The sequence below is a fragment of the Rhodoluna sp. genome, from assembly GCF_024639375.1.
Classification (GTDB): domain Bacteria; phylum Actinomycetota; class Actinomycetes; order Actinomycetales; family Microbacteriaceae; genus Rhodoluna.
Genome location: NZ_JAHEIM010000011.1, coordinates 55,150 through 79,867, shown reverse-complemented (window position 1 = coordinate 79,867; position 24,718 = coordinate 55,150). Strand labels below are relative to the sequence as shown.

Sequence of the window (24,718 nt, the reverse complement as noted above, 5' to 3'; positions counted from 1 at the left end):
TGCCAGATGCAAGGTTCTCAGCGAACACACAGATTGATTGATAGGGGCAAACCATGGCTTTGTCGCTTGTCACACAAGAACTCGAGCTGGCCGACTTCGATCTGCTGCAGCACCTGCCTAGCGATCCGCTCACCTTTATTCGCAATGGCCAAGGCATCGTGGGCTGGGGCGAGGCCGTGCGCCTCGAGTCATCCGCGGTAAATGGGCGCATTCAAGATTTGGCCGCCCAGTGGCAGGCGCTGGTGGCCACCGCACAGGTGGTTGACCCAATCGGCTTGCCGGGCACCGGCCTAATCGCCTTTGGCACACTCGCTTTTTCTGATGCCAGCAAAACCCCGAGCACGCTGATTGTGCCCAAAGTCGTTTTGGGCAGCCGCGATGGTCGTGTTTGGTTAACCACTGTGGATGGCGTCGATGCGCACGACTTTTGGTCGAAGCCGGCAACCTATGCGCACAACGGCGCAACCGTTTTTGCAAACGGCCAAGTGAGCCCTGCGCAGTTCAAAGAGAATGTTGCTGCTGCCCTTGAGCAAATTGCCGCGGGTCAGGTTGAGAAAATCGTTCTAGCTCGCGACATCACCGCAACTGTTGCGGTGGACTTTGATGTTCGCCCGTCGCTAGTGCGATTGGCGAATCAGTATCCGAGTTGCTGGGTTTACTCGGTTGATGGAATGTTTGGTGCCTCACCTGAACTTTTGGTTCGCGTTTCACACGGTCAAGTTTCAGCTCGAGTTTTGGCGGGCACTGCTGGTCGCGGAACGGACCCAGGTGTTGATCAAGCAATTGCCGCTGCACTCGCAGATTCTGAGAAGAACAAAAATGAACACGCCTTTGCCGTGAACTCATTGGTCGAGGCACTTACTCCATTTTGCGAACACGTTGATGCCGATGCGAACCCGTTTAGTTTGGCGCTGCCAAATCTTTGGCACTTGGCCAGCGATGTGCACGGCGTGCTCAAGCAAGATTCATCGGTGCTCGACCTTGCTGCGGCGCTTCACCCAACTGCTGCAGTTGCTGGCACTCCAACCGCAAAAGCGCTGAGTGCGATTTCAAAGATTGAAGACATCGACCGTGGTCGTTATGCCGGGCCAGTTGGTTGGATTGGCGCAGATGGCGATGGCGAGTGGGCAATCGCATTGCGCGGTGCGCAACTTGAAAAAATGAACAAGACACAACTCGACCACTCCGATGCGTCACAGGCCAGCGAACTAATTATTCGTGCATTTGCTGGTTGCGGAATTGTTGCCGGCTCAACCGCCGATGCAGAACTAGAAGAAACCGAATTGAAGTTTCGCCCAATTCGCGACGCGCTAATTTAGCTTTAGCTCAACCGCACATCAATTAGCACACGGCCCGAAGTTGCCAGCGCCTCGTCAAGTTGGCCACGAGATTCGACTCGCAAATATTGCCAACCATAAGCCTGTGCCAGTGCCCACAAATCTGCTTGCTGCGGAGTTTGAAAGAGTCGCTCAAACATTTGCGGTGAAAGTGTCTGCGCCATCTCGAGAGAATTAAAGATTGTGCCACCGTGGTCGTTGCCAACAATCAGCTGAAGGTTCAGATCGCCGTCTTGTTTGTCGATAGACAATGAACCAGCATCGTGCAACAGGGTTAGGTCGCCCATCAGCGCGCGAGTTGTGCCTTCACGCTCAACCAGAGCAATGCCGGTTGCCGTGGCAACAGTTCCGTCTATGCCAGCCAGCCCGCGATTTGAAAACACTCGGATGGCCTTGGCCGGAGCCCAAACATCGGCCTCGCGAATCAGGCGCGATGCCCCGAGCAACAATTGATCGGCGCCAGTGGTGGCACCCCAGACCGCTTCAACCAGGGCGCGACGGTCAAGCTCTGCGCCGGCATCCGCGGTGTGTCGCGCATCGGCAAGGCGCCAGCGCTCTAGCCACTCAAAATCAACCTCATCGTCGACAGTGATTTCATCAACCACGTGTGCGGCACGGCGAGACACATCGAAGTACCCCATAGTTTTGCTTCGCACCACAACAACTTCAACCTCGGGTGCAAACATCAATTGAATCACTGCACGGCCAAGAGTCGGTTTACCCAAAACAATCACGCGTCTAATTTCGTTGGTTAGTTGAGCGTGCTCGTCGAGCAGTTTGCGATATTTCAAAATTGCGTTTGCACCTGCACGCGCCCCGGATGACGGTTCAGCAAAAAGCGGCCAACCAAAAGCCTCGGCCAATTCAATTGCATCTTCGCCCGCACCTGCACCAGCCACCACAACGGTTGGCAACGCTGCACTCAGCAAAGCGAAATCTGGATTCGGTTCAAAAATGTTTGGCAGTGCAACCTGAGGGTTCAGAGTTGCCGCGTTTGGTTCGGTGGCCGAAAGTGGTTCGCGAAAAGCCAAGTTCAATTGCACCGGACCGGGCTGGTCACCGTCGTAACCCATGGCAACAGCAATTGCATTTGTTGCAAGCTCAGCCGCCTCGCGCAATTCTCCATCGTTGCCGTTTGGTGCAGGCACGTCAACGCACTCGCGCACCGCATCGGCAAAAAGGCCAACTTGGTTTGTGGTTTGGTTGGCACCAACACCGCGCAATTCATGAGGGCGATCTGCGGTGAGCAAAATAAGTGGTACACCCGAGTGATGCGCTTCAAGAACCGCCGGGTGCAAGTTTGCAACCGCAGTGCCCGAAGTTGTGATGATTACCGAAGGTTCGCCACTGGTTAGCGCTGCGCCTAGTGCGGTGAAACCAAGGCTGCGCTCATCCAAGCGAATGTGAAGTTTGATTTTGTCTGCTTCGGCAAGTTGGCCAACTGCAATTGCCAGACTTTGCGAACGCGCACCGGGAGCTAAAAAGAAATTGCGCACGCCAGCTTTTGCTAGGGCAGCGAGGAGGGTGGCAGAAAAAGCTTGGGCTGGTGAATTACTGCTCACCGGTTTTGCCCTCATCGTCTTTGTCTTTGTCTTTTTCCTCTTGCTGCTTTAGGCGCTCGGCCAGATCGCGAAGAAACTTCGGGTCGTCATCCGGGGCAGTAGATTTTGACTTTGCCTTTGATCGGCGCGAGCGCTCAACCAAAAAGCTAATGCCATAGACCAGGCCGAAAATCGCCAAGATTCCGGCCGCGATGGCAACAAAGACAATCCACTTCATGGGTTAACTCTAACCAGCGGCAAACTTAGACTTATTCCATGAAAAACCCTTGGCTCGTTTATGCAGCTATTCGCGTTGGCATCTTTGCCGGCATTCTGGCAATCATGCTTTTGTTGCGGTTCGATGCGTTCTTCGCGGCCCTAATTGCGGCAGTGCTTTCACTGGCAATCTCGATTTTGTTCTTGGGCAAGCAGCGTTCAGCGGTATCCGAGGCTATTTATAAGGCACGCCAGAACAAGGCAGACCGCGACACCATTGCTGAAGATGGCAAGCCGGCCGAAACCTCAGACTCAGCCGAAGACAGCGCTAAATAGCAAAGTTGATGGCCGCTAAGCCAAACCCAAACAACAGGGCATAGCCCAGGGCCGCAAAACTAGTGAGCTTCAGAGCCAAGATCAACTCTTTTGGAGTCTTGGCCGTTGCCACGATGAGGGTGACCGGAATCAACATGAAGGCCACTGCCCAGGCAAAGAATGTAGCCGGGTAAATCACGGGGTAGGCAACCAGCAGCCCCATTGGCAACCAAATCATCGCAAAGAACAACGCCTTGGCCCAACGCTTGCCTAGCTTCACCGCGAGCGTGCGCTTGCCAACGTGCTTATCGGTGTCGATGTCGCGAATGTTGTTGACCATCAATACCGCGGATGCAAACAGGCCGGTGGCTGTTCCGCCGAGAAGTGCATTCAAATCGAAGCGACCAATCTGAATGTATGCGGTGCCATAGGTGGCAACTAAGCCGAAGAAAATAAATACGGCTAGTTCTCCGAGGCCGGCATAGCCGTATGGATTTTTGCCACCGGTGTAAAACCAGGCCGCAACAATCGAAGCTGCGCCAACTGGCAAGAACCACCAGTGCTGGGTTAGCAACACAATTGCCAATCCGGCGAGCGCGGCAAGTGCAAAGAAAATGAAGGCTGCGTTTTTAACGGCCTGTGGCTTTACCGATTTTGAGCCGGTTAGGCGAAGCGGGCCAACTCGTTTGTCGTCGGTGCCGCGAATTCCATCGGAGTAATCATTGGCGTAGTTCACGCCGATCTGCAAAAACAAGGCCACGGCCAAAGCCAAAAGCGTTAGACCCAGCGAGAACTGATTAGCCGAAGCTGAAGCACCTGCGCCAATTGCAATAGGTGCAATTGCAAGTGGCAGTGTGCGCAGGCGAGCGCCTTCGATCCAAAGTTGCACATTCTTTTTGCGCTTCGACATCATTTCTCCTCAAAGAGTTGTTTTATTGCTCGCAGATCTGCTTTGCCAGTGAACAACTTAGGCAGTTTATCTACTCGCAGAATTCGAACTGGGCGACCGGCTGGACCAAGGTCATTTGCAAGCGCGGTTGCCATGTCGTCGGCTACCTCTGGGCTGCCAACATAAACCACACCCACACGCTCGCCCCATTCAACATCTTGAATTGATGAAGCAGCAACATCGCTAACGCCATTTACTCCGTGCAAAATCTGTTCAACGCGATCTAGCGAAATCTTGATGCCGCCAGAAATCAAAACTCGATCGGCCCGACCCAACACGGTGAGTTTGCCAGTGGAATCAAATTCGCCAAGGTCGTTAGTCACAAACGCAGGTGCAAAACCATTCGCCAACACCGGCCCCGAAACCACAATCACTCCCCCGCGCAAATCAAGCTCAACACCCTCGAGAGGCACTCCGTCGTAAACACAACCACCGCAGGTTTCGGTCATGCCATAGGTGACCACAATGCGCACGCCAAGGGTGCGCAATTTCTGCAGCACCTCGGGCTGTGGCGCCTGGCCACCAATCAAAATGGCATCAAACTTGAGCATCTGGTTCAGCAGGTAAGGGTCTTGGTCAACCGCCTGAGCCAAGCGATTCAACTGCGTTGGCACTAGGGATGTGTATCGGCGCTCACCAGTCATCAGGCTGGCAGCACGCGCGAAAGCATCCGCGGTAAATGGCACCGAAGTGTTCATCAAGATTGGCTGCGTCTCGGCCACCAAGGAGCGAACCAAAACGTTACTGCCGGCGATGTAGTTGGTTGGTAGTGCCAAGAGCCACTGCCCCGGCCCGCCGAGGCGCTCTTGAGAAGCGAGCGCACTGGCCAACAAGGCTTCGCGAGAAAGTTCGATTCGTTTTGGAACACCAGTTGAGCCCGAGGTTTCAACAATCAGCGCACCCGATTCATCAACCTCGTTCGGTAGGCCGTGCTGATCTGGCATCTTGCCGTTGATTTCTGGAGCGGTGATAAAAACTGCGTGCTTGCCGGCGAGCATTTCACCGAGTGCAATGAGTGCGCCAAAGGTGTCGTTTGCGGCAACAAGTTTTAGCTCAAGCACAATTTGCTCTTGTGTTTAGAACTGCCAAGGAAAAGGCGACCAGTCGGGTTCGCGCTTTTGCAAGAACGAGTCGCGACCTTCAACTGCTTCATCAGTGCCATAAGCCAAGCGAGTTGCTTCACCAGCGAATAGTTGTTGGCCAACCAAACCGTCGTCAACCATGTTGAACGCATACTTCAGCATGCGAACCGACTGCGGTGACTTGCGCAGAATTTCTGCGCCCCACTCAACGCCAACTTTTTCAAGTTCGGCGTGAGCAACGACTTTGTTTACAACGCCCATTTCATAGGCGCGCTGGGATGAATATTCTTCGCCAAGAAAGAAAATTTCGCGGGCAAACTTTTGACCAACCTGGCGAGCAAGGTATGCGCTGCCATAACCGGCATCAAACGAACCAACATCGGCATCGGTCTGCTTGAACTTTGCGTGCTCTGCACTGGCAATTGAAAGATCGGCAACCACGTTGAGCGAGTGACCGCCACCGGCAGCCCAACCTGGCACAAGTGCGATGACAACTTTTGGCATAAAACGAATTAGGCGCTGAACTTCAAGAATGTGCAAACGGCCAGAACGAGCCGGGTCGATTGATTCTGCAGTTTCACCTTCGGCATATTTATAGCCATCACGGCCGCGCACGCGCTGATCGCCACCGCTGCAAAATGCCCAGCCGCCATCCTTAACCGATGGGCCGTTGCCGGTTAGCAAAACTACGCCCACCTTTGAGTCCATGCGAGCGTGATCTAGTGTGCGGTGAAGTTCGTCGACAGTCTTTGGACGGAATGCGTTTCTTACCTCTGGGCGGTTGAATGCAACGCGCACAATTCCAAGCGAAATGTGCTTGTGATAGGTAATGTCTTCGAGTTGCTCGAAGCCCGGCACCTCGCGCCAGATATGCTCGTCAAAGAGCTCAGAAACTTTGCTTGCCATGCATCAACCCTAACTTGGGCCGGTTGCCAGCCCATAAACGCGAGACAAACGCTCCAACCACCAATCCATGCGGTGGTCATCGGCGGCAAACAGGTCTAGCTTGGCTGCGTCGACGGCCACACGGCGAACCGGCAGTTTGCCACCAACTGACACGAGCGGTTCACGAGTCACATCGCCAGCCAGCAAATGCCCAGTGGCCAGGCCGCAATCAAACTCAAGGTTGGGCAGCGCGGCAGCCAGGTGAGCTCCCATTGAAAGGCCTACGGATGACTCGAGCGCACTACTGACCACAACTGGCAAGCCCGCTTCGGCTGCAATCGCAAGGGAATTGCGGATACCGCCAAGTGGTGCTGCTTTGAGAACCAGAATGTCGGCTGCCCCGGACTGCGCCACCGCGAGCGGGTCGCTAACTTTTCGCACCGATTCATCCGCAGCAATTTTTACCCCGATGCGTGAAAGCTTGAGTCGAAGTTCTGCCATTTGAGCGATGGTGCCAACTGGCTGCTCAAGGTAATCAAGCGGCACGCCTTCGTCGACCAGAGCAAATGCCAGCGATTGCGCTTCGTCGATTGAATAGCCGCCGTTGGCGTCAAGTCGAATTTTTGCATTTGGGTGCAGCTCGTGCACGCGAAGCACTCGAGCCAAATCTTGTTGCAGAGTGTGCCCGGGTTCGGCCACCTTAATTTTGACGGTGCTGAATTCACCAAAACCTTTGAGCACCTTTTCAATTTGTTCCAGCGGCACAGCTGGCAAGATTGCATTCACCGAAATTGAATCGCGATGCAGTGGCGGCATTTCGCTATAACCAAACTCGATTGCGGCACGCAACCAGAGTGCTGCTTCTTCGTCGCCATACTCAACAAATGGTGACCACTCGGCCCAGCCCATTTGGCCTTCGAATAACAAAAGTTCGCGTTCTAGTAATCCGCGGAATTTAGTGCGCAGCGGTAATGCCACCACTCGCGCGTTTGCGAGCAGCTCATCGAGAGTTGGCTTACTTGAGGCCACTGTAAACGTGAAGACCCTTGAAGAACAGGTTCACAACTGTGAAGTTAAACAGAATCGCCACGAAACCAACCACGGCCAACCAAGCTGAACGCTTGCCCGTCCAACCTCGAGTTGCATTGGCGTGCAGGTAGCCGGCATAGATAGTCCAGATGATGAAGGTCCAAACTTCTTTGGTGTCCCAGCCCCAATAGCGGTGCCAGGCCCGCTCGGCCCAGATGGCGCCGGCGATCAAAGTGAAGGTCCAAAGAATGAAACCGATGATGTTGAAGCGGTAAGCAAGACGCTCGAGCTTTTCTTCGTTTGGAAACAATCCGAGGATGCGACGCATCGCGCCAACCAACTTGAGCTTTGAATTCTCAACCCACTTAGCAGTCTTGAAAATGTAAGCAATCGAAAGCGCTGCGGCGATGTTGAAGAATGCGGTTGCCAACACGGCAACCAAAACGTGAATCACCAACCAATAACTCTGCAGTGCTGGCGGCAGTGGAGCCACACGAACATAAAAGACGGTGGTGGCGACGCCAAGAATCAAAAGATTGAAGCCAGAAACAAAAGCTGCAATCAAGCGGATGTCGCGAATCTTGAGTGCGATCAAGAAAATTGTGACCACGATGAATGAACCGGTGATTGAGAATTCATACATGTTTGCCCAAGGCACACGTGAGGCGGCAATGCCTCGAAGAATCACACCAACACCGTGAAGCACATCGGCCATAATCAAAAGTGTGATGCCCACACGCTCAAGCTGAGATGCCCCGGCGCGAATCTTTTTCTTGTCGCTGCTTAGGCGAGTTAGTTGCCAGCTGAATGACAAGAAAGAAACGGTATAGACCAGCATTGCTCCATAAATGAAAAGCAGTGAGATCTGCGAAAGACTGTCGTTCAGGGCAACTGGGGTCATTTCTTATCTTTCTGAGTTAGAGCTGTTGCAACTTCGTTGACAACCTTTTCAAGAATAGGGTCATCGCCACGGGCCAGAGCTGCCACTTCGAATCCGGTCTCAGTCTTGCGAACCCAAACGCGCCGACGCGGCACCAATAGCGAGGTAGTCAAACCGGCCAGCGATAGCAACGCAAACACCAGCACCCACAGAGCGCCCGGGTTGTAGTCCACATCCAAAGAAGCAAAACGCTTGAGACCATCAAAGCTCACGGTGCCCAAACCGTTAGGCAGCTCGGCGCTTTCGCCAAGCTTTAGACGCAAGCCCTTCACACCACTCTTGCCGCCAGCCACCTGAGTCATGTTTGAGGTGTCGAGGGCATAAACATTGCGCGGCACTCCGCCATCTAGGCCAAGATCACCCGCATAAACGTTCATGGTTAGCATCGGATCGATTGGCGCCGGGAACAAAGAGGTCAATGCACCGGTTGTCAGTTCATCAACCGTTGGATAGAAAAACGCGATGATGCCAAATTGGCGTGCGGTGTCTGGAACCTTGATTACACCGAGCGATGTGTAGGTGCTCGACTGTGGCAAGAATGCGGTGGCACCCGAGTAAACAATGTTGCCGTCTGCATCGCGAATGGTCATCACCGGGGCATAACCGTTGCCGGTTAGGTAGACCTTGGCATTTGGCATTTCGAGTGGTTCATTAACGCGGATAACCGTGCTCTTTTCTTTGCCATCAACGCCCAGCTTTGTGGTCACCTGAGCGCGAAAGTCGAGTGGCATGCCTTTGCTGGTTGGGCGAATGTCAAACTCGGCTTTGAACTTTTGCAGTGTCATGCTGAATGGCACTAGCTCGGCTTCTTTGAAGAATGTGCCTGGTGCAAATGAGTCATAGGCGGCCAAGTTGTTTACAAAAGTTTCGCCCTCAACCAATACACGTTGACCGCTGTAGCTCATGCCACCACCGATGCCAACTGCAAGCAGCACTCCAATTAGTGAGAAGTGAAAAACGAGGTTTCCGGTTTCGCGCAGATAACCGCGTTCGGCAGAAACCGCATCGCCATCAACCACAACGCGGTAGCCCTGCTTCTTTAGCAAAGCAGTTGCGCGCTCAACTAACTTGCCGCGCTTGCTAGCAACTTCGATGTGTGCCGGCATGCGAGAGAAAATTCGAGGTGCTGCTGGCGGTGCCGAGCGCAATGCATCGAAGTGCACAGCGGTGCGCGGCAACACGCAACCAATCAACGAGATGAAAAGCAAAATGTAAATTGCAGAGAACCATGAGCTGCTGTAAACATCAAAAAGTTGAACTGAATCAAGAATCGGCGCAAGAGTTGGGTTGGCGTCAAAATATTGCGTCACACCATTTGGGTCTGCAGAGCGTTGCGGAAAAATCGAACCAGGAACTGCTGCGACCGCCAACATCAAAAGCAAAATCAGCGCGGTGCGCATTGAAGTTAGTTGGCGCCAGATCCATCGGGCCCAACCGAACACACCGAGTGCCGGAGAAATAATCTCGTCGTTAGATTGCAAGTTGGAAATAACCAAACACCTCATACTGAATCCAGCCAGTGATCTGGCTCCAAAGGCCGGTGGCCAACAACAAACCAAGTGCAATCAATAGCACGCCGCCAACAATGTTGAAGGTGCGAATGTGACGCTTCACAAAGCCAACTGACTTGGTGGCCCATCCGAAGCCAGCCGCAATCGCAATAAACGGAAGGCCGATTCCAAGCGCATAAACAAAGGCCAACAGAGCGCCCTTGGCTGGGGATCCGCTATCCGAAGCCAAAGTAAGCACGGCCGCGAGTGTGGGGCCAATGCATGGAGTCCAGCCCAGACCAAAGGCGATGCCCAGCAACGGGGCGCCAATCAGGCCCAGTCTCGGTGAAACCTGCATTTTGAAAGTGCGTTGCATGAAACTAAATTGGCCAACCAAAACCAAACCGAGCAAGATCACAAGCACGCCCAGAATTCGTTGCACCCACGAAATGCCCGCTGCATAAATTGCCGCGCCAATTGTGCCGAAGACCGCACCAATCAGAACAAACACAACCGAGAAACCCAGCACAAACAAAAGTGAGCCAAGCAACATGCGACCTCGGCTAGAAGAGAAGCCGGAAACAAATCCTAGATAACCCGGGATGAGCGGCAACACGCAAGGACTAATGAATGAAACCAAACCAGCGAGCAACGCCATCGGAATAGCAGCAAACATGCTGCCGTTCAAAATGATTTCGCCCGGGTTCAAATTATTCGCCTGCCGCTGTTTCGATTAGAGCTTTAAGAATTGACTTGTCGATTCGACCAAGCACGCGCGCAGTAACTTTTCCGTCTTTGCCAATCACCAATGTGGTTGGCACCGCTTGCGGAGTTACGATGCCGGTGAATGCCAGCATCACGCTGCCGCTTTGCGCATCAACAATTGATGGCCAGGTGATTTTGAAATTGCGTTCAAAAGCTGCAGCAGTGGCAGCGCTGTCGCGCACGTTCACACCGATGAATTGCACATCTTTATATTTGCCAGCCAGCTCAAGCAGATCTGGGGCTTCTGCTCGGCAAGGCGCACATCCGGCGTACCAAAAATTCAACACCGTTACAACGCCGGCCAAATTTGCACTCGAGATAGCTTCGCCAGTTGTTGAAACCCCCGACCACTTAACGGCAACTGGGCGGTTCGCAGCCGCAAACTCTGTCACGCTGCCATCCCCAGCGATGTAATTTTTGTTGTCGCCAGCTTTGAACTGATTTGCCAACGGATCGTTAGCAGCGCAACCAGATAGTGAGCCCATGACTACAACTGCAATCAAAAACACAATCGCCCCAGTTAGAAACCAGCGCTGATACTTTCTCAAACGGCACCTCTATCGATAGCGCGCAATGCGGCGCTCGGGTCGCGATAACCCACTTCAACAAATTTGTTGCCCTGACGCTCAATGGTGGTGATACTCGACAACGCAGTGCGACGATTTCTCGGGCTGTGCGGCAGAGCCATTCCGGTCAAAGAACGGTGCACCATTTCAATGGGCAATTGGTGCGAAACCAACACTACGTCGCCATCCTGAGTATTTTGCCAAGCTTCTTCAATCACTTCGAGCATGCGATCGGCAATCTGGCGAAACGGCTCACCCCAGCTTGGCTGCAGTGGGTTTCGCAAGTGGTAATAAAGGTGTGGGCGCATCAAAACGTGGCCCAGGCCAAGGCGGCGACCCTCAAAGGCGTTGTATGGCTCAACCAAGCGGTCATCGATTTTGGGTTCAAGGCTAAAAGTGCGCTGCACAGGTTCGGCCGATTCACGGGTGCGCAACAAAGGGCTCACATAAAGTGCCGAAATCTTGCGGCCCTCGGCCTTTAGTTCTGCGGCGGCGGCCTCGGCCATCTTGTGGCCGCGCTCGCTCAACGCAAAGTGCGGAAGCCTGCCGTATAGAACGGCATCGGGGTTGTGCACTTCGCCGTGACGAATGAGATGAATGCGATCGGCGGGCATGAGGTCAAGTCTACCCTCGGCTAAACTGGCCCTTATGAGAGCCCGTGCATTAGTAAAAGACCTTGCCGCCCTGCCAGACGGACCAGTAACTATCGGTGGATGGGTTGAAAAGCTTCGTGATCAGAAGCGCATCCAATTCATCATTATTCGCGATGAATCTGGGGATGTTCAGGTGACCTACCCTCGCCCGGTAGTAGACGAGCAGCCGGTTGAGGATGACGCCCTTGCTGCCAAGGTTTCGACCCTAACCAACGGTTCATTCGTTTGGATCACCGGTCGTTTGGTGCACGACGAGCGCGTAAAGCTAGGCGGTCTTGAGATTCAGCTTGATGACGTTGAAATCGTCACCATGGCTGACCCGGAGACCCCAATTGCCGATGACACCTCTATCGACAAGCGCATGGACTGGCGCTTCTTGGACCTTCGTCGCCCAGAGATGAACTTGGTGTTCCGAATTCAAACGACCATCGAGCATGCTTGGCGTGAATACTGGACTGAAAACGGCTTTGTTGAGATTCACACTCCAAAGCTGATGGCCTCGGCTTCTGAGTCAAACGCCGAGCTCTTCAAACTTGAGTACTTCGAAGGCCACGCCTACCTGGCTCAGTCACCACAGTTCTACAAGCAGATGGCAATGATGTCTGGCATGGGTCGAATCTTTGAAATTGGCCCAGTGTTCCGTGCCGACCCATCGTTCACCTCGCGTCACGCAACCGAGTTTGTTTCGGTTGACATCGAAGTTTCATGGATTGACTCACACGAAGACATCATGCAGATTCAAGAGCAGTTGCTGCACCGCGCAATTAGCGCAGTAAAAGAAAAGCACGGTGAAGAAATCTTGAAGCACTTCGGCATCGAAGTTAAGGTTCCGAGCATTCCGTTCCCACGAGTGACTTTGGATGCCGCAATCGAGATCATCAACCAGCGCGGCCACAAAGTTGAGCGCGCAGGCGACCTCGACCCAGAGGGCGAGCGTCAAATTGCGGCTTGGGCCGAAGAGACTCACGGTCACGAATTTGTATTCGTCACCGACTACCCTGCAACCGTGCGCCCGTTCTATCACATGCGTCACGCCGACAACAATGCGTTGACCAACAGCTACGACCTAATCTGGCGCGGCACCGAGATTACCACCGGTGCTCAGCGTGAACATCGCTTGGATGTCTTGATCGAGCAGGTAAAGCAGAAGGGTCTAGAACCAGAAGGCTTGCAGACTTACCTCGACTTCTTTAAGTACGGTGCTCCAGCCCACGGTGGTTTTGGCATGGGCTTGCTTCGCGTTTTGATGCTGCTATTGCACCAGCCAAACATTCGCGAAGTTGGTTTCTTGTTCCGTGGTCCAAACCGCCTAGAGCCATAAGCCCGGCACCGAAAAATGTCGCTGCTACCTAAAAGCAAACTTGGCACCTGGGGTTTCTACCTAACAGTTGCATTCGCAGTTTTGTTTTTGCTGGCCACAACCGTGAACGTGATGTTCATTCCGGCCTTTGCGATTTTTGCACTCGGCATTGCCGGCGTGATTCTCAACATCATCGCGTTCATCAAAAAAGATTTCTCGTGGCTCGGCGTAATCATCGGCGTGCTGGTTGGCGCCTTTGTGATTTTCTGGGTCGGCGGAGAACTGCTGTTCCCTCACTAAAAATGTCCTATGTCCTTGATTTGCTAAGTCATGGACAACTTCTACGCATTCATAGATGAATCGCGCGAGGGCAGGTACACGCTCTGCCTTCTTCGAGTTCAGGATCACAAATTATCCGACCTTCGTAAAGCCATGGAATCCCTTCGCAAAAATGGCCAGTCGCGAATTCACATGAAACAAGAGAGCGATTCAAGACGACGAGAAGTCCTCGCAAAATTGAATTCTCTGGCTAACTGGGATGCTCTAATTCTTGAATCGAATACGAAGAGTCGTATTACAGCTGCAACTCGCCAAGACCTTTTTCTTCTAATGGCTCAGCATCCTCTTTGGCAACGGGGTAACGAATTAGTTGTTGAGGATTCAACTGATCGCAGTAGGGACAAGCGCACTCTGGCTTGGCTGGCTAAAAACGGCAACCACACATTTCGATATTCATTTAAGAAACCATCGGATGATCCAGGTCTATGGGCTGCTGACGCAATCGTTTGGGACTTCGCCAAAGGCGGAAATTGGCGCAAAGCAGTCATCGGGAAAGTGACTAAAGTTTCTGCACCCTGATATGAGCATTAAATACGTTCGCCCAAGATGAGTCCGTCCGGACAAGTCTTGGGCGTTCTTTCTCGGGCTACTGCCCTCGACATTCCAACTATAAAACTCAAACCCTTCAAAAATCAACGCAAAAAGAGTATTTACATATTGCACAGTACTCTGTAATGTGTAATACTGAACCCATCGAAAGGGGCACCATGGATTCAACCCAATTGCTCAAAGGCGTTTTAGATGTGGCGGTGTTAGCCGTGATCGAAAACGAAGACGGTTACGGCTACGACATCGTGCGCCGACTAAAACAAGCCGGCCTCGATGATGTTGGCGATGCCTCTGTGTATGGCACACTTCGTCGCCTATTCACTGCCGGGGCACTCAACAGCTACGTGGTGGCATCCGAAGATGGCCCACACCGCAAGTACTACGGCATCAACGAAGTTGGCGCCCAGATGCTTGCCGACCAACGCGAGAGTTGGAAGACCTTCAGCAATCAAATGACCGCGCTGCTTGAGCCGCGCAAACGCAGCAACCGAACCTACGGAGGAAACTAATGCAAGCTCTAACCGACAACACCATCAAAGATTTCGCCGCTGCGGTTCGTGCCGAACTAGCCGACCTGCCTAAGCGCGAGGTTCAAGAACTTACCGATGGCCTTGAGGCTGACCTGCACGATCGCCTAAGCGAAGAGGGAGAAAGCTTTGACCCAGGCTCGGCTGCAACTTATGCAGCAGAACTGCGCGAGGCCGCAGGTGTTGCACCAAAACTGGCGAAACGAAAAGAGTTTTCGTCAGCTGCCCTTGTGCAAAGCACTGAAGATTGGTTTCGCAAGACTGCATTTGGAACCGCCCTTCTAGAATTTGGCGTCTCGGTTCGCCCGGTCTGGTGGGTGCTTCGAGTGGTCGTGATGTTTGTAATACTTGAGGCATTCCGCTTGCCGCTATGGCTGTTTCCGGTTGCAGCGTTCCTAAGCATCATGTGGGGTCGCGGCACCTGGTTTAATAGCGGCTTCTTCAAGGCAATCTTGCTGCCTCTCAACCTGATCGCAATCTTGATGATTATTCCAGCCGCAGATTCTGCAGCCAGAACAATTGACCAATACATTGCCAACACTGACCTCGTGCAAAGCGGTGCTTACGCCAACCGAGCCGGTCTGCAACTCAACGGCGAGCAGGTCTTAGAGATAAAGGCTTTTGATGCAACGGGTACCGAAGTCATCGGCTTGACCTATCAGGATCAAAACGGAAACCCACTATTTGAAGTTCAGGCAGAGCCAATCGTAGTGCCAGACATTTCTGGCATGACAATTCCTGAATTCCAGGCCGCGCTGACTGCCGTGGGCATTGAAAACGTAGAAATCAATTACCTAGATGACGCCGAACCAGTTGGCGACGTTGTGGTTCTTCGAACAGAGCCAGCAATTGGTTCATGGATAGACCCAAAAAGCACTTTGTTAGTTGTGATGGATCACCAAAAATAAACCGAGCTTCTAATCCCCCAGGAAAAGAAGATCCCTCGGCGTTCACGGCAACCAAGCGTGTGAATGCCGAGGGTTTTCTTAGGTGTACTTGCGAATGGTGTCGTGGGTCTTTTTAGCCCATTCGTGCTTCTTGCCAAGACGACTCAGCACGATTAGCAAAATTGGAAACCAGAAGCGTTTCAGAATCCATCGAATTACAGCAAACATTTGAACCTATCCAACGCATCGATTGTTTTTGAGATAACTAGGTTTTGAAACCAACGCATACAACGCGCGCTTGAGGCGCTCGTCATCGATGCGCCAGTAGTTGTGCACTTTGCCATTGATCAACAGCACCGGAATCTCTTCGGAGTATTTCACTTGCAGCGCTTCGTCTTCAAGAATGTTTTTCTCGGTGACAGTGATTGACGCTGCAGGGTGTGATGCCATAAAGCCAGTCACAACTTCGTCAACAACTTCGCGGGCATCCTCGCATAGATGACAACCAGGCTTGCTAAGCAAGAGAAGTTCAATTGTGTTGCTCATGTGTTTAGCCTAGGTCAAAGGCCCCAGAGGCCTAAACTTTAGAAGTGCCGAAACCTGCAGAAAAGCCCAAGAAACTCGAAGCTGCCTTCTTCGACGTTGACAACACCATTTTGCGTGGCTCAAGTAGTTTTCTTTTTGGCAAGGCAGCTTTTCACCACGGCTTTTTTAAGCGCACCGATGTGTGGCGCTTTGGCTGGGAGCAACTTCGATTCATCGCTCGTGGTGAAACCGCAAAGACCATGACCATGATCAAAGACCGCGCACTCGGTTTGATTGAAGGTCACGATGCCGCCGAATTGGCAGCGCTAACCGATGAGGTTTACGACAACTACATTCAGCCAAAACTTTGGCCAGAAACCGTGCGTCTAGCCCAGCAGCACATCAAAGACGGCCGCGAAGTTTGGCTAGTCACCGCAACTCCAAAAGAGATCGCCGAAGTTATCGCTCACCGTCTTGGCCTAACCGGCGGTTTGGGCACAATTGTTGAAGCTAAGGATGGCGTGCTCACCGGCAAGCTGGTTGGCGAAGCATTGCATGGCGCCGCCAAGCGCAAGGCAGTTCGCAAACTTGCCAAGGAGCGCAACATTAGCCTCAAGCGTTCATTCGCCTACAGCGACAGTGTAAACGACTTGCCACTGCTAACACTTGTTGGCAATGCCATCACAGTGAACCCAGACTCACAACTCAAGCGCTATGCCCAGGCTGCCAACTGGAAGATCCTAGATTTCAAAAAGCGCGAACTGCGTGCCAATAAAAAGACTGCCGCCAAAAAGACCACCAAGAAATAAGAAATCCCGCCGGTTGCCCGACGGGATTTAGAACCGATAAATCGGCTTACTTCTTATTGCGACGCTGGTGGCGAGTCTTGCGAAGCAGCTTGCGGTGCTTCTTCTTCGACATACGCTTGCGGCGCTTCTTGATGACTGAACCCATGAAGACCTCACAAAATTTGGTTGCCGCCAGCAGATTGCCGGCCAACAAAACGATTTCCCTAGTCTAGCCCAATAGGGCGTAGCCTGAGACCGTGACTAAGAATCAGCCATTTGAAGTAGTCGAATCATTCGATGATTTCGAGCTTCGCCACTATCCGGAGTGCATTTTGGCTCAGGTAACTACCGCCGGCCCCTTCATGCGCGCGGGCAATAGCGCCTTCTACCCGCTATTTAACTACATCAGCGGGGCCAACCAGACTCAGACCAAAATCGCCATGACGGCGCCTGTGATTCAGCACCCTGGTGCCGACGAATCGCACGTGATCAGTTTTGTGATGCCTGAGGGCATGAAAGCTGCGGATGTGCCTGCGCCCACTGGTTCAACGGTGACTACGCGCGTGGTGCCCGAGCACTATTCAGCGGTGCGCAAATTCCGCGGATCATGGCAGGAAGATCGGTTTCGTATAGAAGGTGAACGATTGCTGCTTGCGGTGAGGCAGGCGGGCCTCAAGACTATTGGCGACCTATACTGGGCGAGATTTGATCCTCCATTTAAACCAGGATTTATGAAACACAACGAAGTTTTGATCGACCTAGAAAGGTAAGTATGAAAATCAATATCACCCTCAAGAAGGCAATTGTTGAATTTCTTGGCGCTCTCATGTTTACAACCGCAGTTGTTGCCAGCGTCTCAAGCCAGCGACCTCTGCCACAACTTGCAATCGCTGTCACACTTGGCCTCGCGCTATTGATTACTTCATCGATTAGCGGCGGCCACTTGAACCCAGCGGTTTCACTTTTCTTCTATGCGCGTCGCGAGCTTTCACTTGGCGACCTAGCGGTTTACATCGCAGCCCAGATTGCCGGTGCATTCTCGGGTGCTGTTATCGGGTCATTGCTGTGGGATAAAACTCTCACCGCATTTGAAGCCAATTCAATGCCAGCCTGGTCAACGCTCGGTGGCGAATTGTTCGCAACCGGCGGCTTGGTTTTTCTCTTCGGATTCCTGGCAAGCACAAAGCGCGTTGCCTTGATTCCAGCGGCGGCCGGCCTTTGGATTCTTGCCGTAGCCTCATTCACCCAGACTGGCGCACAGGCTAACCCTGCGGTTTCGCTGGCTCTAACCATTGCCGGCCAGGGCACAGTGAGCTCGGGTTGGTTCATCTTGGCTCAGCTTGCTGGTGCATTGATTGCCACCGGCTTCTTGATTGTTTTCAACGCTAAGGCCGTAAAGCCTGCCAAGAAAAAAGCTAAGAAGTAAGCAGTTTTTAACTGAGGGGCGTCGGGCAACCGGCGCCCCTTTTTTACCCTTTGTTTACCTGCAAGTGGCATTCTTAACACATGACTACAAAAGCCTCTGTTCTATTCGTATGTGTTCACAACGCTGGCCGTTCTCAAATGGCCGCCGGTTTTCTAAAGGAGCTAGCGGGCGACCGCGTACAGGTTCTTTCAGCGGGAACTGACCCAGGTACCCAGGTAAACCCATCCGCAGTTGAGGCAATGGCTGAGCTGGGCATCGACATCAGCCAGAACTTTCCTAAGCGTCTAACCGACGAGGCAGTCAAAGAATCTGACTACGTAATCACCATGGGCTGTGGCGACACCTGCCCGTTCTTCCCTGGCAAGACCTACCTTGACTGGCCTTTGGATGACCCTGCCGGCCAGGGCGTTGACGCGGTTCGCCCAATTCGTGACGCGGTTCGCGCAAAGGTTGAGGCACTAATCGCAGAAATTGACGCCAAGAACTAGGTTTTCTAGAAGTTTTAGGCCAAAATTTCTAAATGGCCCCCACTTCTAAAGTCGCACCCGCCCCTAAGCAAGAGCGCGCAAAAGACACCGTATCCGCAGTTTTAAAGGCAACTAACGCTGCCCTCAAAAAAGGCGGTGAAGCTTCGGTGCGCATTCAGGACATCTCGGCAATTACCAAAGTTTCAATTGGTTCGATCTATCACCACTTTGGCGACCGCGACGGTTTGATTCGCGCGGCTTATGTTGAGAATTATTCGGCGGCCATCAAAGACGACATCGAACGCGTGCGTCGGTTTATGCAAAGCATGAACAGTGCAAACGACATTCAAGAAAATTACGAAGAGATGGCTGCGTTCATCACTGAGCACTTCGTGAAGTTTCCGGCACGCGAGCAAGCATTTGTAATTGGCAGCACCGCGGGTCGCCCGCTATTGCGCGAGGCAATCATTAAAGTTCAAAACGAACTAACAAACGGGCTAACCGAAGTGATGCAAGTTCTAAAAGATCGTAAAATCTTGAAACCTGGCCTTGAACCTCGTGCCGCAGCTGTGTTTGTGCTTGGCATGTTGCACGGTCGCATCATTGCAGAGTTCGATCGCAGTCCAGTCAGTGACAAAGATTGGAACTTTGCGATGCTTACCGCGTTTAACGGACTATTTGCCACTAGCTAGTTCGCGAGAGCGAGCCAATGCGGCTTGCGTGCCCTCAACAAACATTGCAGTCAAGTCAGTTTGATCGAAGCGTGCGATGGCGCGCTCAGTTGTGCCATTTGGGCTAGTCACTTGCTTGCGAAGTTCTTGCGGCGACTTGCCTGATTCAACCAAAAGCTTGGCAGCTCCCAAGAATGTTTCGTTCACCATCAGTGCTGCATCGGCATCGCTAAAGCCATGAGCCTTGGCAGCTTCGGTGAGTTTCTCAACCAGGTAGAAAACGTAGGCCGGACCCGAACCCGAAATTGTGCCGAGTTCGTCAATTTTGTCTTCGCCCAAAACAATTACTTTGCCAACCGTTTCAAAAAGTTGTTTAGCCGTTTCAACATTTTCTGCGGATGCTCGTGAGCCAGGTGCGACACCCGTAACCGCTAGGCCAACAATTGCTGGGGTGTTTGGCATGGCTCGCACCACGGCAACATCCGCAGGAAGCACAGCTTGCATTGCAGCGGTGGTGATGCCGGCGGCCACGCTGACCACCAGCGCATCGTCGTTGAGTGAATCGGCAACATCGGCAAGCACCTCGGTTACATAAGCCGGCTTGACGCCAACCAAAATTACATCGGCACCAGCAACAGCCATCTGGTTTGCGTCTTCGCCGTTTTCGAGTGCAAAGGTGAGCACGCCAAACTGCTCGGCCAATGCGGTTGCGCTGGCATCTGAGTTAGTGGTCACTGAGATGTTGCTCGGCTCGAAGCCAGACTTGATGAGGCCAGCCAAAATAGCGCCGCCCATTGAGCCAGTGCCAAGAATTGCAATTCGAGAGATGTTCACGAGTTCAGTTTAGGCGCGCGCTAGTTGAGGATGAACTGGACGGTGTCTTTAGACTTCACGCCGTTGACCTCGGCAGTCAGGTGATACGAAGCACCGCCGCCGCTGACTGGGTTCTGGTCAACGCCGCATCCGGTGCCACTTGAATAAACGCGGAACCACTCGCCCACCGGTGCTGTTTTAGTCTCACCTGCAGCAATTTCGATTGGCGCTGAAGTGAGGCTGGTGCGGTCACAGTTGTGGGAATCCCAAATGGTTTCGCTGCCGCTGGTGACCGTGAAGAAGGTGTTGATTGGGCCTAGGTCAAAGGTGCATGCCGCGCCAGCGTTATTAGTGATTTGGTAGCCAAAGTATGGGTTTGAACCCGAGGCAAAACTCGATTGTGAGCTGCCTGCCGCGTTGGCCACGACAGCTGTGACGGATAGGTCTTTGGCATTGCAGGCCCCGCCTGCCGATGCCTGCGGCGATGAGCTAGAAGTTGGCGCAGAGTTGCCACCAAACATTGACTGCACACCAGTGACAATTGCCGAGATGCCCGCCCACACCAGAATCACGAGAACAACAACTACAACCAGCGCAATGATGCGACGAATCTTATAGTTTGGGCGACCCTGAGGGCGGCGATTGCGTGGGTCAATTTTCTGGTTGCTCATGAATAAAGGCTAACCAAAGCAGGCTCTAAAGCGTCTTAAGCATCCTGGTGTTGCCAAGGGTGTTCTGCTTCACGCGCGCGAGATCCAAGAACTCGGCCACACCCTCGTCGTGCGAACGAACCATCTCTTCAAATGTCCCTGGGTCCACCGGCACATCCGAGATTTCTTGAAAGCCGCTCTTGGCAAAAAATTCGGTTTCAAAAGTAAGACAGAAAACACGCCTAATTCCTAGGGATGCTGCACGCGCGAGTAGACCTTCGAGAATTGCTTTACCAACTCCAAGGCCACGGCTTGTTTCGGCAACTACCATCGAACGAACCTCGGCGAGGTCCTCCCACATCACATGCAGCGCACCCGCGCCAACAACTTTGCCGGCGGCATCCACGGCAACCATAAACTCTGGCACCGCTTCATAAAGGCTCACCAGTTCGTGGCCAAGCAAAACTTTTGAACTCTCGAGTTGCTGACGCATAGCTTGAATGGCCTTCACATCAGAAGTGCGTGCAGCACGCACGGTGATTGAGTTGGCGACCATACCCCCAAGAATACTGGGATGATTATTGAATGAGCGACTTAGTGACGATTCCAAAAACCAATCTTTATGTTTATCCGGTGTGCTTTGGCGGCAACGTCTTTGGCTGGACCGCAGACAAAGCCCAAAGCTTTGAATTGCTAGATGGCTTCAGCGCAAAGGGTGGCAACTTTATTGACACCGCGGATGTCTACAGCGAATGGGCACCGGGCAACGCCGGAGGCGAAAGCGAAAGCATCATCGGTGAGTGGATGCAATCAAAGGCGAATCGCTCAGGCATGATCATTGCCACCAAGGTCGCAAAACTTTCAACCCGCCCAGGCCTAAGCCGTGCCAACATTATTGCGGCCGCCGAAGATTCACTTCGTCGCCTCAACACCGACTACATCGACCTTTACTACGCACACGAAGATGACGCCAACACTCCACTTGAAGAAACTCTTGGTGCCTTTGATGAATTGGTAAAAGCCGGCAAGGTGCTAAACATCGCAGCATCAAATTATTCGGGTGCTCGCTTGATTGAGGCTGTAGAGGTTAGTCGTGCAAACGGCCTAGCCGAATACGTAGCTCTTGAAAATGAATACAGTTTGATGGAACGAAGCGCGTACGAAAGCGACAGCATGCCTGTCTTGAAGCAACTGGGCATCAGCGGATTGCCTTACTTCAGCTTGGCAATGGGTTTCTTGACTGGCAAGTACGAAGAAGGCAAGCAAGTTGAGTCGGTGCGTGCCGAGGGCGTTAGTAAATATTTCAACGAAGCCGGTTGGGCCACAGTTGCAAACCTAAATGAAATTGCCGCCGAAATTGGCTGCTCAATGAGCGCAGTTGCAATGGCTTGGCTGCGTCAACAACCTACTGTTTCGGTGCCAATCGCGAGTGCGCGCACAATGCAACAGCTAGACGAGCTAATGCAGGTAGTGACACTCACCGACCAGCAATTAGCCCGCCTTAGCTAAAGCAATTTATAGAAACTAAACCGAAGCCACCGGTTCGCGAAGGCGGCTAGTGAACACAAATTCATCGTTCACAAAGTCAACATCCACGTGCGCTGCATTTAGCAACTCACCGTGCAGAATCTTCTCGCTGAGCTTGTCTTCAACTTCACGCTGAACTGCGCGACGCAATGGTCGGGCGCCCAGGGTTGGGTCAAAGCCAATCTCAATCAGGCGATCCTTAGCTGCAGTGGTCACAGCCAAAGTCATGTCGCGGTCTTCTAGGCGAACCGCTAGACGCTTGATGAATAGATCAACGATCTGCACAAGCTCTGGCTTGGTTAGCTGAGGGAACACGATGGTCTCATCAACACGGTTTAGGAACTCCGGACGGAAGCTCTTCTTTAGTTCTTCGTTGACCTTGCCCTTCATGCGCTCGTAGTCGTTGGCGTTGTCGCCTTCGAGTGAGAAGCCCATTGCGCCGCGAGAAATGTCGCGGGTGCCAAGGTTGGTGGTCATGATGATGATGGTGTTCTTGAAGTCGACAACTCGACCCTGGCCATCGGTCAAGCGACCCTCTTCAAGAATCTGCAACAGAGAGTTGAAGATGTCTGGGTGAGCCTTTTCGATTTCGTCGAACAGTACAACGCTGAATGGCTTGCGGCGAACCTTCTCGGTTAGCTGGCCACCCTCTTCGAAACCAACGAAGCCCGGAGGGGCACCGAACAAACGAGAAACGGTGTGCTTCTCGCCGTACTCACTCATGTCTAGCGAGATCAAAGCGCCTTCGTCGTCGAACAAGAACTCGGCTAGAGCCTTGGCCAACTCGGTCTTTCCAACACCGGTTGGGCCGGCAAAGATGAATGAACCAGATGGACGGTTTGGGTCCTTGAGTCCCGCACGCTGACGGCGAATCGACTTCGAGATCGCGGCAATTGCGTCTTCTTGGCCAATAACGCGCTTGTGCAATTCGTCTTCCATAAAGATGAGCTTGGCGCTCTCTTCTTCGGTTAGTTTGAACACCGGAATGCCGGTTGCCTGAGCAAGCACCTCGGCAATTAGACCTTCGTCAACAATGCCCTGCGCGGCAACTGAGCCGGCACGGTACTGCTTCTCCATCTTCACGCGCTCAACGTTTAGCTTTTTCTCTTCGTCGCGCTTGGCGGCTGCAAGTTCGAAGTCTTGGTCTTCGATTGCCTTCTCTTTTTCAACCTTGAGCGCAACAATCTTCTCTTCGATTTCACGAAGCTCTGGTGGTGAAGACAAGATCGACAAACGCAAGCGAGCGCCGGCTTCATCGATTAGATCGATGGCCTTGTCAGGCAAGAAGCGGTCTGTAATGTAGCGGTCTGAAAGCTGAGCCGCCGCAACCAATGCGCCGTCGGTGATTGAAACCTTGTGGTGCACTTCGTAGCGGTCGCGAAGACCCTTCAAAATGTTGATGGCCTGCGGCAACGATGGCTCGTTAACTGTGACCTGCTGAAAACGACGAGTTAGCGCTGCGTCTTTTTCAAAGTGCTTGCGGTACTCATCCAAAGTGGTTGCACCAATTGTTTGCAGTTCACCGCGAGCCAATAGTGGCTTCAAGATTGAAGCTGCATCGATTGCACCTTCGGCGGCACCGGCGCCAACCAAGGTGTGAATCTCGTCGATGAAAGTGATGATGTCGCCACGGGTGCGAATCTCTTTGGTTACTTTCTTTAGGCGCTCTTCAAAGTCACCGCGGTAGCGAGAGCCGGCAATCAATGAACCCATGTCTAGGGTGTAAAGCTGCTTGCCCTTCAAAGTCTCTGGAACGTTGCCGTTAACAATTGCCTGAGCCAAGCCCTCCACAACGGCGGTCTTACCCACGCCAGGTTCACCAATCAAGATTGGGTTGTTCTTTGAACGGCGAGACAGAATTTGCATTACGCGTTCGATCTCGCGCTCGCGACCAATCACTGGGTCTAGCTTGCCATCGGCTGCTGCCTGGGTTAGGTTGCGACCAAACTGGTCAAGAATCTGCGAGCCTTTTTGCTTTTCGCCATTGTCGCCACCAACTGCAACGGTCTCTTTACCCTGAAAACCTGAAAGCAACTGGATAACCTGTGCGCGCACTCGGTTGGTGTCGGCACCAAGTTTGGTGAGCACCTGCGCAGCCACACCCTCGCCTTCGCGAATTAGACCCAGCAACAAGTGCTCGGTGCCAATGTATGAGTGGCCCAGCTGAAGCGCCTCGCGAAGCGATAGCTCAAGAACTTTTTTAGCGCGCGGAGTAAAAGGAATGTGGCCGGTTGGCGCCTGCTGGCCCTGACCGATGATTTCTTGAACCTGCTCGCGCACAGAGTTTAGGTCGATGCCCAAAGACTCAAGGGCCTTGGCGGCAACGCCTTCGCCTTCGTGAATCAAACCAAGCAAGATGTGCTCGGTGCCAATGTAGTTGTGATTCAGTAGCTTGGCCTCTTCTTGGGCAAGCACTACAACGCGACGGGCTTTGTCGGTGAACTTCTCAAACATCTTTACTCCTAGGGCAGGTATAAAGAT

Annotated in this window: 31 protein-coding genes; 13 read left to right on the top strand and 18 right to left on the bottom strand. The window is 52.9% G+C overall.

Annotated elements, in window-relative coordinates; genetic code table 11:
* The first annotated feature begins 53 nt into the window (after positions 1 to 53).
* A complete protein-coding gene (locus Q0L28_RS05020) occupies positions 54 to 1,319 on the top strand; it encodes an isochorismate synthase (RefSeq protein ID WP_296632454.1) in 1,266 nt (421 codons plus the stop codon).
* A 2-nt stretch (positions 1,320 to 1,321) separates the two neighbouring features.
* Here Q0L28_RS05020 and menD read toward each other — a convergent pair whose 3' ends face one another.
* The gene (gene menD / locus Q0L28_RS05015; protein ID WP_296632453.1) at positions 1,322 to 2,899 is read right to left on the bottom strand and encodes a 2-succinyl-5-enolpyruvyl-6-hydroxy-3-cyclohexene-1-carboxylic-acid synthase; all 1,578 of its coding nucleotides are present in this window, start codon (positions 2,897 to 2,899) and stop codon (positions 1,322 to 1,324) included.
* The gene (locus Q0L28_RS05010; RefSeq protein ID WP_296632452.1) at positions 2,889 to 3,116 is read right to left on the bottom strand and encodes a hypothetical protein; all 228 of its coding nucleotides are present in this window, start codon (positions 3,114 to 3,116) and stop codon (positions 2,889 to 2,891) included. Before Q0L28_RS05010 ends, menD begins: the two co-directional genes overlap by 11 nt.
* 38 nt (positions 3,117 to 3,154) lie before the next feature.
* Here Q0L28_RS05010 and Q0L28_RS05005 point away from each other — a divergent pair, with 38 nt between their 5' ends.
* Positions 3,155 to 3,430, top strand: a complete 276-nt coding sequence (locus Q0L28_RS05005) for a DUF4229 domain-containing protein (RefSeq protein WP_296632451.1) — start codon at positions 3,155 to 3,157, stop codon at positions 3,428 to 3,430.
* On the opposite strand, the gene Q0L28_RS05000 is transcribed toward Q0L28_RS05005, so the two are convergent.
* From Q0L28_RS05000 to Q0L28_RS04960, 9 genes are read right to left on the bottom strand one after another with little or no spacing between them, the layout of a single operon-like run.
* Positions 3,423 to 4,319 (bottom strand): 1,4-dihydroxy-2-naphthoate polyprenyltransferase, encoded by an 897-nt coding sequence (locus tag Q0L28_RS05000; RefSeq protein WP_296632450.1) that lies wholly within the window; start codon positions 4,317 to 4,319, stop codon positions 3,423 to 3,425. The two genes, Q0L28_RS05005 and Q0L28_RS05000, sit on opposite strands and share 8 nt — an antisense overlap.
* Positions 4,319 to 5,419: an AMP-binding protein gene (locus Q0L28_RS04995; protein WP_296632449.1), complete on the bottom strand. Its 1,101-nt coding sequence runs from the start codon at positions 5,417 to 5,419 to the stop codon at positions 4,319 to 4,321. The genes Q0L28_RS05000 and Q0L28_RS04995 overlap by 1 nt, the downstream gene beginning before the upstream one ends.
* Before the next feature lie 15 nt (positions 5,420 to 5,434).
* Positions 5,435 to 6,346 carry a 1,4-dihydroxy-2-naphthoyl-CoA synthase gene (locus Q0L28_RS04990; RefSeq protein ID WP_296632448.1) on the bottom strand — a complete coding sequence of 304 codons (912 nt, stop codon included), beginning with the start codon at positions 6,344 to 6,346 and terminating at the stop codon, positions 5,435 to 5,437.
* 9 nt (positions 6,347 to 6,355) lie between these two features.
* Positions 6,356 to 7,354, bottom strand: a complete 999-nt coding sequence (locus tag Q0L28_RS04985; RefSeq protein ID WP_296632447.1) for an o-succinylbenzoate synthase — start codon at positions 7,352 to 7,354, stop codon at positions 6,356 to 6,358.
* Positions 7,341 to 8,255 carry a c-type cytochrome biogenesis protein CcsB gene (ccsB, locus tag Q0L28_RS04980; protein ID WP_296632446.1) on the bottom strand — a complete coding sequence of 305 codons (915 nt, stop codon included), beginning with the start codon at positions 8,253 to 8,255 and terminating at the stop codon, positions 7,341 to 7,343. Before ccsB ends, Q0L28_RS04985 begins: the two co-directional genes overlap by 14 nt.
* A complete protein-coding gene (locus Q0L28_RS04975) occupies positions 8,252 to 9,775 on the bottom strand; it encodes a cytochrome c biogenesis protein ResB (protein ID WP_296632445.1) in 1,524 nt (507 codons plus the stop codon). The genes ccsB and Q0L28_RS04975 overlap by 4 nt, the downstream gene beginning before the upstream one ends.
* Positions 9,765 to 10,493: a cytochrome c biogenesis protein CcdA gene (locus tag Q0L28_RS04970; protein WP_296632444.1), complete on the bottom strand. Its 729-nt coding sequence runs from the start codon at positions 10,491 to 10,493 to the stop codon at positions 9,765 to 9,767. Before Q0L28_RS04970 ends, Q0L28_RS04975 begins: the two co-directional genes overlap by 11 nt.
* Before the next feature lies 1 nt (position 10,494).
* Positions 10,495 to 11,097, bottom strand: a complete 603-nt coding sequence (locus tag Q0L28_RS04965) for a TlpA disulfide reductase family protein (RefSeq protein WP_366843546.1) — start codon at positions 11,095 to 11,097, stop codon at positions 10,495 to 10,497.
* Entirely contained in the window at positions 11,094 to 11,729 is a 636-nt protein-coding gene (locus tag Q0L28_RS04960; protein ID WP_296632443.1) for a histidine phosphatase family protein, read from the bottom strand. Before Q0L28_RS04960 ends, Q0L28_RS04965 begins: the two co-directional genes overlap by 4 nt.
* A 34-nt stretch (positions 11,730 to 11,763) precedes the next feature.
* Here Q0L28_RS04960 and aspS point away from each other — a divergent pair, with 34 nt between their 5' ends.
* From aspS to Q0L28_RS04935, 5 genes are all read left to right on the top strand, one after another.
* Complete coding sequence (aspS, locus tag Q0L28_RS04955; protein WP_296632442.1) at positions 11,764 to 13,089, top strand: aspartate--tRNA(Asn) ligase; 1,326 nt, start codon at positions 11,764 to 11,766, stop codon at positions 13,087 to 13,089.
* 15 nt (positions 13,090 to 13,104) lie between these two features.
* Positions 13,105 to 13,368, top strand: coding sequence for a hypothetical protein (locus tag Q0L28_RS04950; protein ID WP_296632440.1), 264 nt, complete (start codon positions 13,105 to 13,107; stop codon positions 13,366 to 13,368).
* A gap of 30 nt (positions 13,369 to 13,398) precedes the next feature.
* Positions 13,399 to 13,926 carry a hypothetical protein gene (locus Q0L28_RS04945; protein WP_296632438.1) on the top strand — a complete coding sequence of 176 codons (528 nt, stop codon included), beginning with the start codon at positions 13,399 to 13,401 and terminating at the stop codon, positions 13,924 to 13,926.
* A 188-nt stretch (positions 13,927 to 14,114) separates the two neighbouring features.
* Positions 14,115 to 14,465 (top strand): PadR family transcriptional regulator, encoded by a 351-nt coding sequence (locus tag Q0L28_RS04940; RefSeq protein WP_296632436.1) that lies wholly within the window; start codon positions 14,115 to 14,117, stop codon positions 14,463 to 14,465.
* Positions 14,465 to 15,391, top strand: a complete 927-nt coding sequence (locus Q0L28_RS04935) for a PASTA domain-containing protein (protein WP_296632433.1) — start codon at positions 14,465 to 14,467, stop codon at positions 15,389 to 15,391. Before Q0L28_RS04940 ends, Q0L28_RS04935 begins: the two co-directional genes overlap by 1 nt.
* Before the next feature lie 78 nt (positions 15,392 to 15,469).
* Here the strand turns inward: Q0L28_RS04935 and Q0L28_RS04930 are convergent, their stop codons facing one another.
* Both Q0L28_RS04930 and Q0L28_RS04925 read right to left on the bottom strand, forming a co-directional pair.
* Positions 15,470 to 15,598 (bottom strand): hypothetical protein, encoded by a 129-nt coding sequence (locus Q0L28_RS04930; RefSeq protein WP_296632430.1) that lies wholly within the window; start codon positions 15,596 to 15,598, stop codon positions 15,470 to 15,472.
* A gap of 6 nt (positions 15,599 to 15,604) precedes the next feature.
* Positions 15,605 to 15,916 carry a glutaredoxin family protein gene (locus Q0L28_RS04925; RefSeq protein WP_296632426.1) on the bottom strand — a complete coding sequence of 104 codons (312 nt, stop codon included), beginning with the start codon at positions 15,914 to 15,916 and terminating at the stop codon, positions 15,605 to 15,607.
* A 44-nt stretch (positions 15,917 to 15,960) separates the two neighbouring features.
* On the opposite strand from Q0L28_RS04925, the gene Q0L28_RS04920 reads away from it, so the two are divergent.
* Positions 15,961 to 16,704 (top strand): HAD family hydrolase, encoded by a 744-nt coding sequence (locus tag Q0L28_RS04920; protein ID WP_296632423.1) that lies wholly within the window; start codon positions 15,961 to 15,963, stop codon positions 16,702 to 16,704.
* A 46-nt stretch (positions 16,705 to 16,750) separates the two neighbouring features.
* Here the strand turns inward: Q0L28_RS04920 and Q0L28_RS04915 are convergent, their stop codons facing one another.
* Positions 16,751 to 16,849 (bottom strand): AURKAIP1/COX24 domain-containing protein, encoded by a 99-nt coding sequence (locus Q0L28_RS04915; protein ID WP_005504750.1) that lies wholly within the window; start codon positions 16,847 to 16,849, stop codon positions 16,751 to 16,753.
* 91 nt (positions 16,850 to 16,940) lie between these two features.
* On the opposite strand from Q0L28_RS04915, the gene Q0L28_RS04910 reads away from it, so the two are divergent.
* From Q0L28_RS04910 to Q0L28_RS04895, 4 genes are all read left to right on the top strand, one after another.
* Positions 16,941 to 17,453, top strand: a complete 513-nt coding sequence (locus Q0L28_RS04910) for a heme-binding protein (RefSeq protein WP_296632419.1) — start codon at positions 16,941 to 16,943, stop codon at positions 17,451 to 17,453.
* 2 nt (positions 17,454 to 17,455) lie between these two features.
* Positions 17,456 to 18,109 (top strand): aquaporin, encoded by a 654-nt coding sequence (locus Q0L28_RS04905; protein WP_296632416.1) that lies wholly within the window; start codon positions 17,456 to 17,458, stop codon positions 18,107 to 18,109.
* Between the two features lie 80 nt (positions 18,110 to 18,189).
* A complete protein-coding gene (locus Q0L28_RS04900; protein ID WP_296632414.1) occupies positions 18,190 to 18,597 on the top strand; it encodes an arsenate reductase ArsC in 408 nt (135 codons plus the stop codon).
* A 32-nt stretch (positions 18,598 to 18,629) separates the two neighbouring features.
* Positions 18,630 to 19,268, top strand: a complete 639-nt coding sequence (locus tag Q0L28_RS04895) for a TetR/AcrR family transcriptional regulator (RefSeq protein WP_296632410.1) — start codon at positions 18,630 to 18,632, stop codon at positions 19,266 to 19,268.
* On the opposite strand, the gene proC is transcribed toward Q0L28_RS04895, so the two are convergent.
* From proC to Q0L28_RS04880, 3 genes are read right to left on the bottom strand one after another with little or no spacing between them, the layout of a single operon-like run.
* Entirely contained in the window at positions 19,251 to 20,081 is an 831-nt protein-coding gene (gene proC / locus Q0L28_RS04890) for a pyrroline-5-carboxylate reductase (protein WP_296632409.1), read from the bottom strand. The two genes, Q0L28_RS04895 and proC, sit on opposite strands and share 18 nt — an antisense overlap.
* A 20-nt stretch (positions 20,082 to 20,101) precedes the next feature.
* Positions 20,102 to 20,731 (bottom strand): hypothetical protein, encoded by a 630-nt coding sequence (locus tag Q0L28_RS04885; RefSeq protein ID WP_296632406.1) that lies wholly within the window; start codon positions 20,729 to 20,731, stop codon positions 20,102 to 20,104.
* Between the two features lie 25 nt (positions 20,732 to 20,756).
* The gene (locus tag Q0L28_RS04880; protein ID WP_296632404.1) at positions 20,757 to 21,266 is read right to left on the bottom strand and encodes an amino-acid N-acetyltransferase; all 510 of its coding nucleotides are present in this window, start codon (positions 21,264 to 21,266) and stop codon (positions 20,757 to 20,759) included.
* 29 nt (positions 21,267 to 21,295) lie between these two features.
* On the opposite strand from Q0L28_RS04880, the gene Q0L28_RS04875 reads away from it, so the two are divergent.
* Positions 21,296 to 22,219: an aldo/keto reductase gene (locus Q0L28_RS04875; protein WP_296632401.1), complete on the top strand. Its 924-nt coding sequence runs from the start codon at positions 21,296 to 21,298 to the stop codon at positions 22,217 to 22,219.
* A 15-nt stretch (positions 22,220 to 22,234) separates the two neighbouring features.
* On the opposite strand, the gene Q0L28_RS04870 is transcribed toward Q0L28_RS04875, so the two are convergent.
* Entirely contained in the window at positions 22,235 to 24,691 is a 2,457-nt protein-coding gene (locus Q0L28_RS04870) for an ATP-dependent Clp protease ATP-binding subunit (RefSeq protein ID WP_296632398.1), read from the bottom strand.
* Between the last annotated feature and the right edge of the window lie 27 nt (positions 24,692 to 24,718).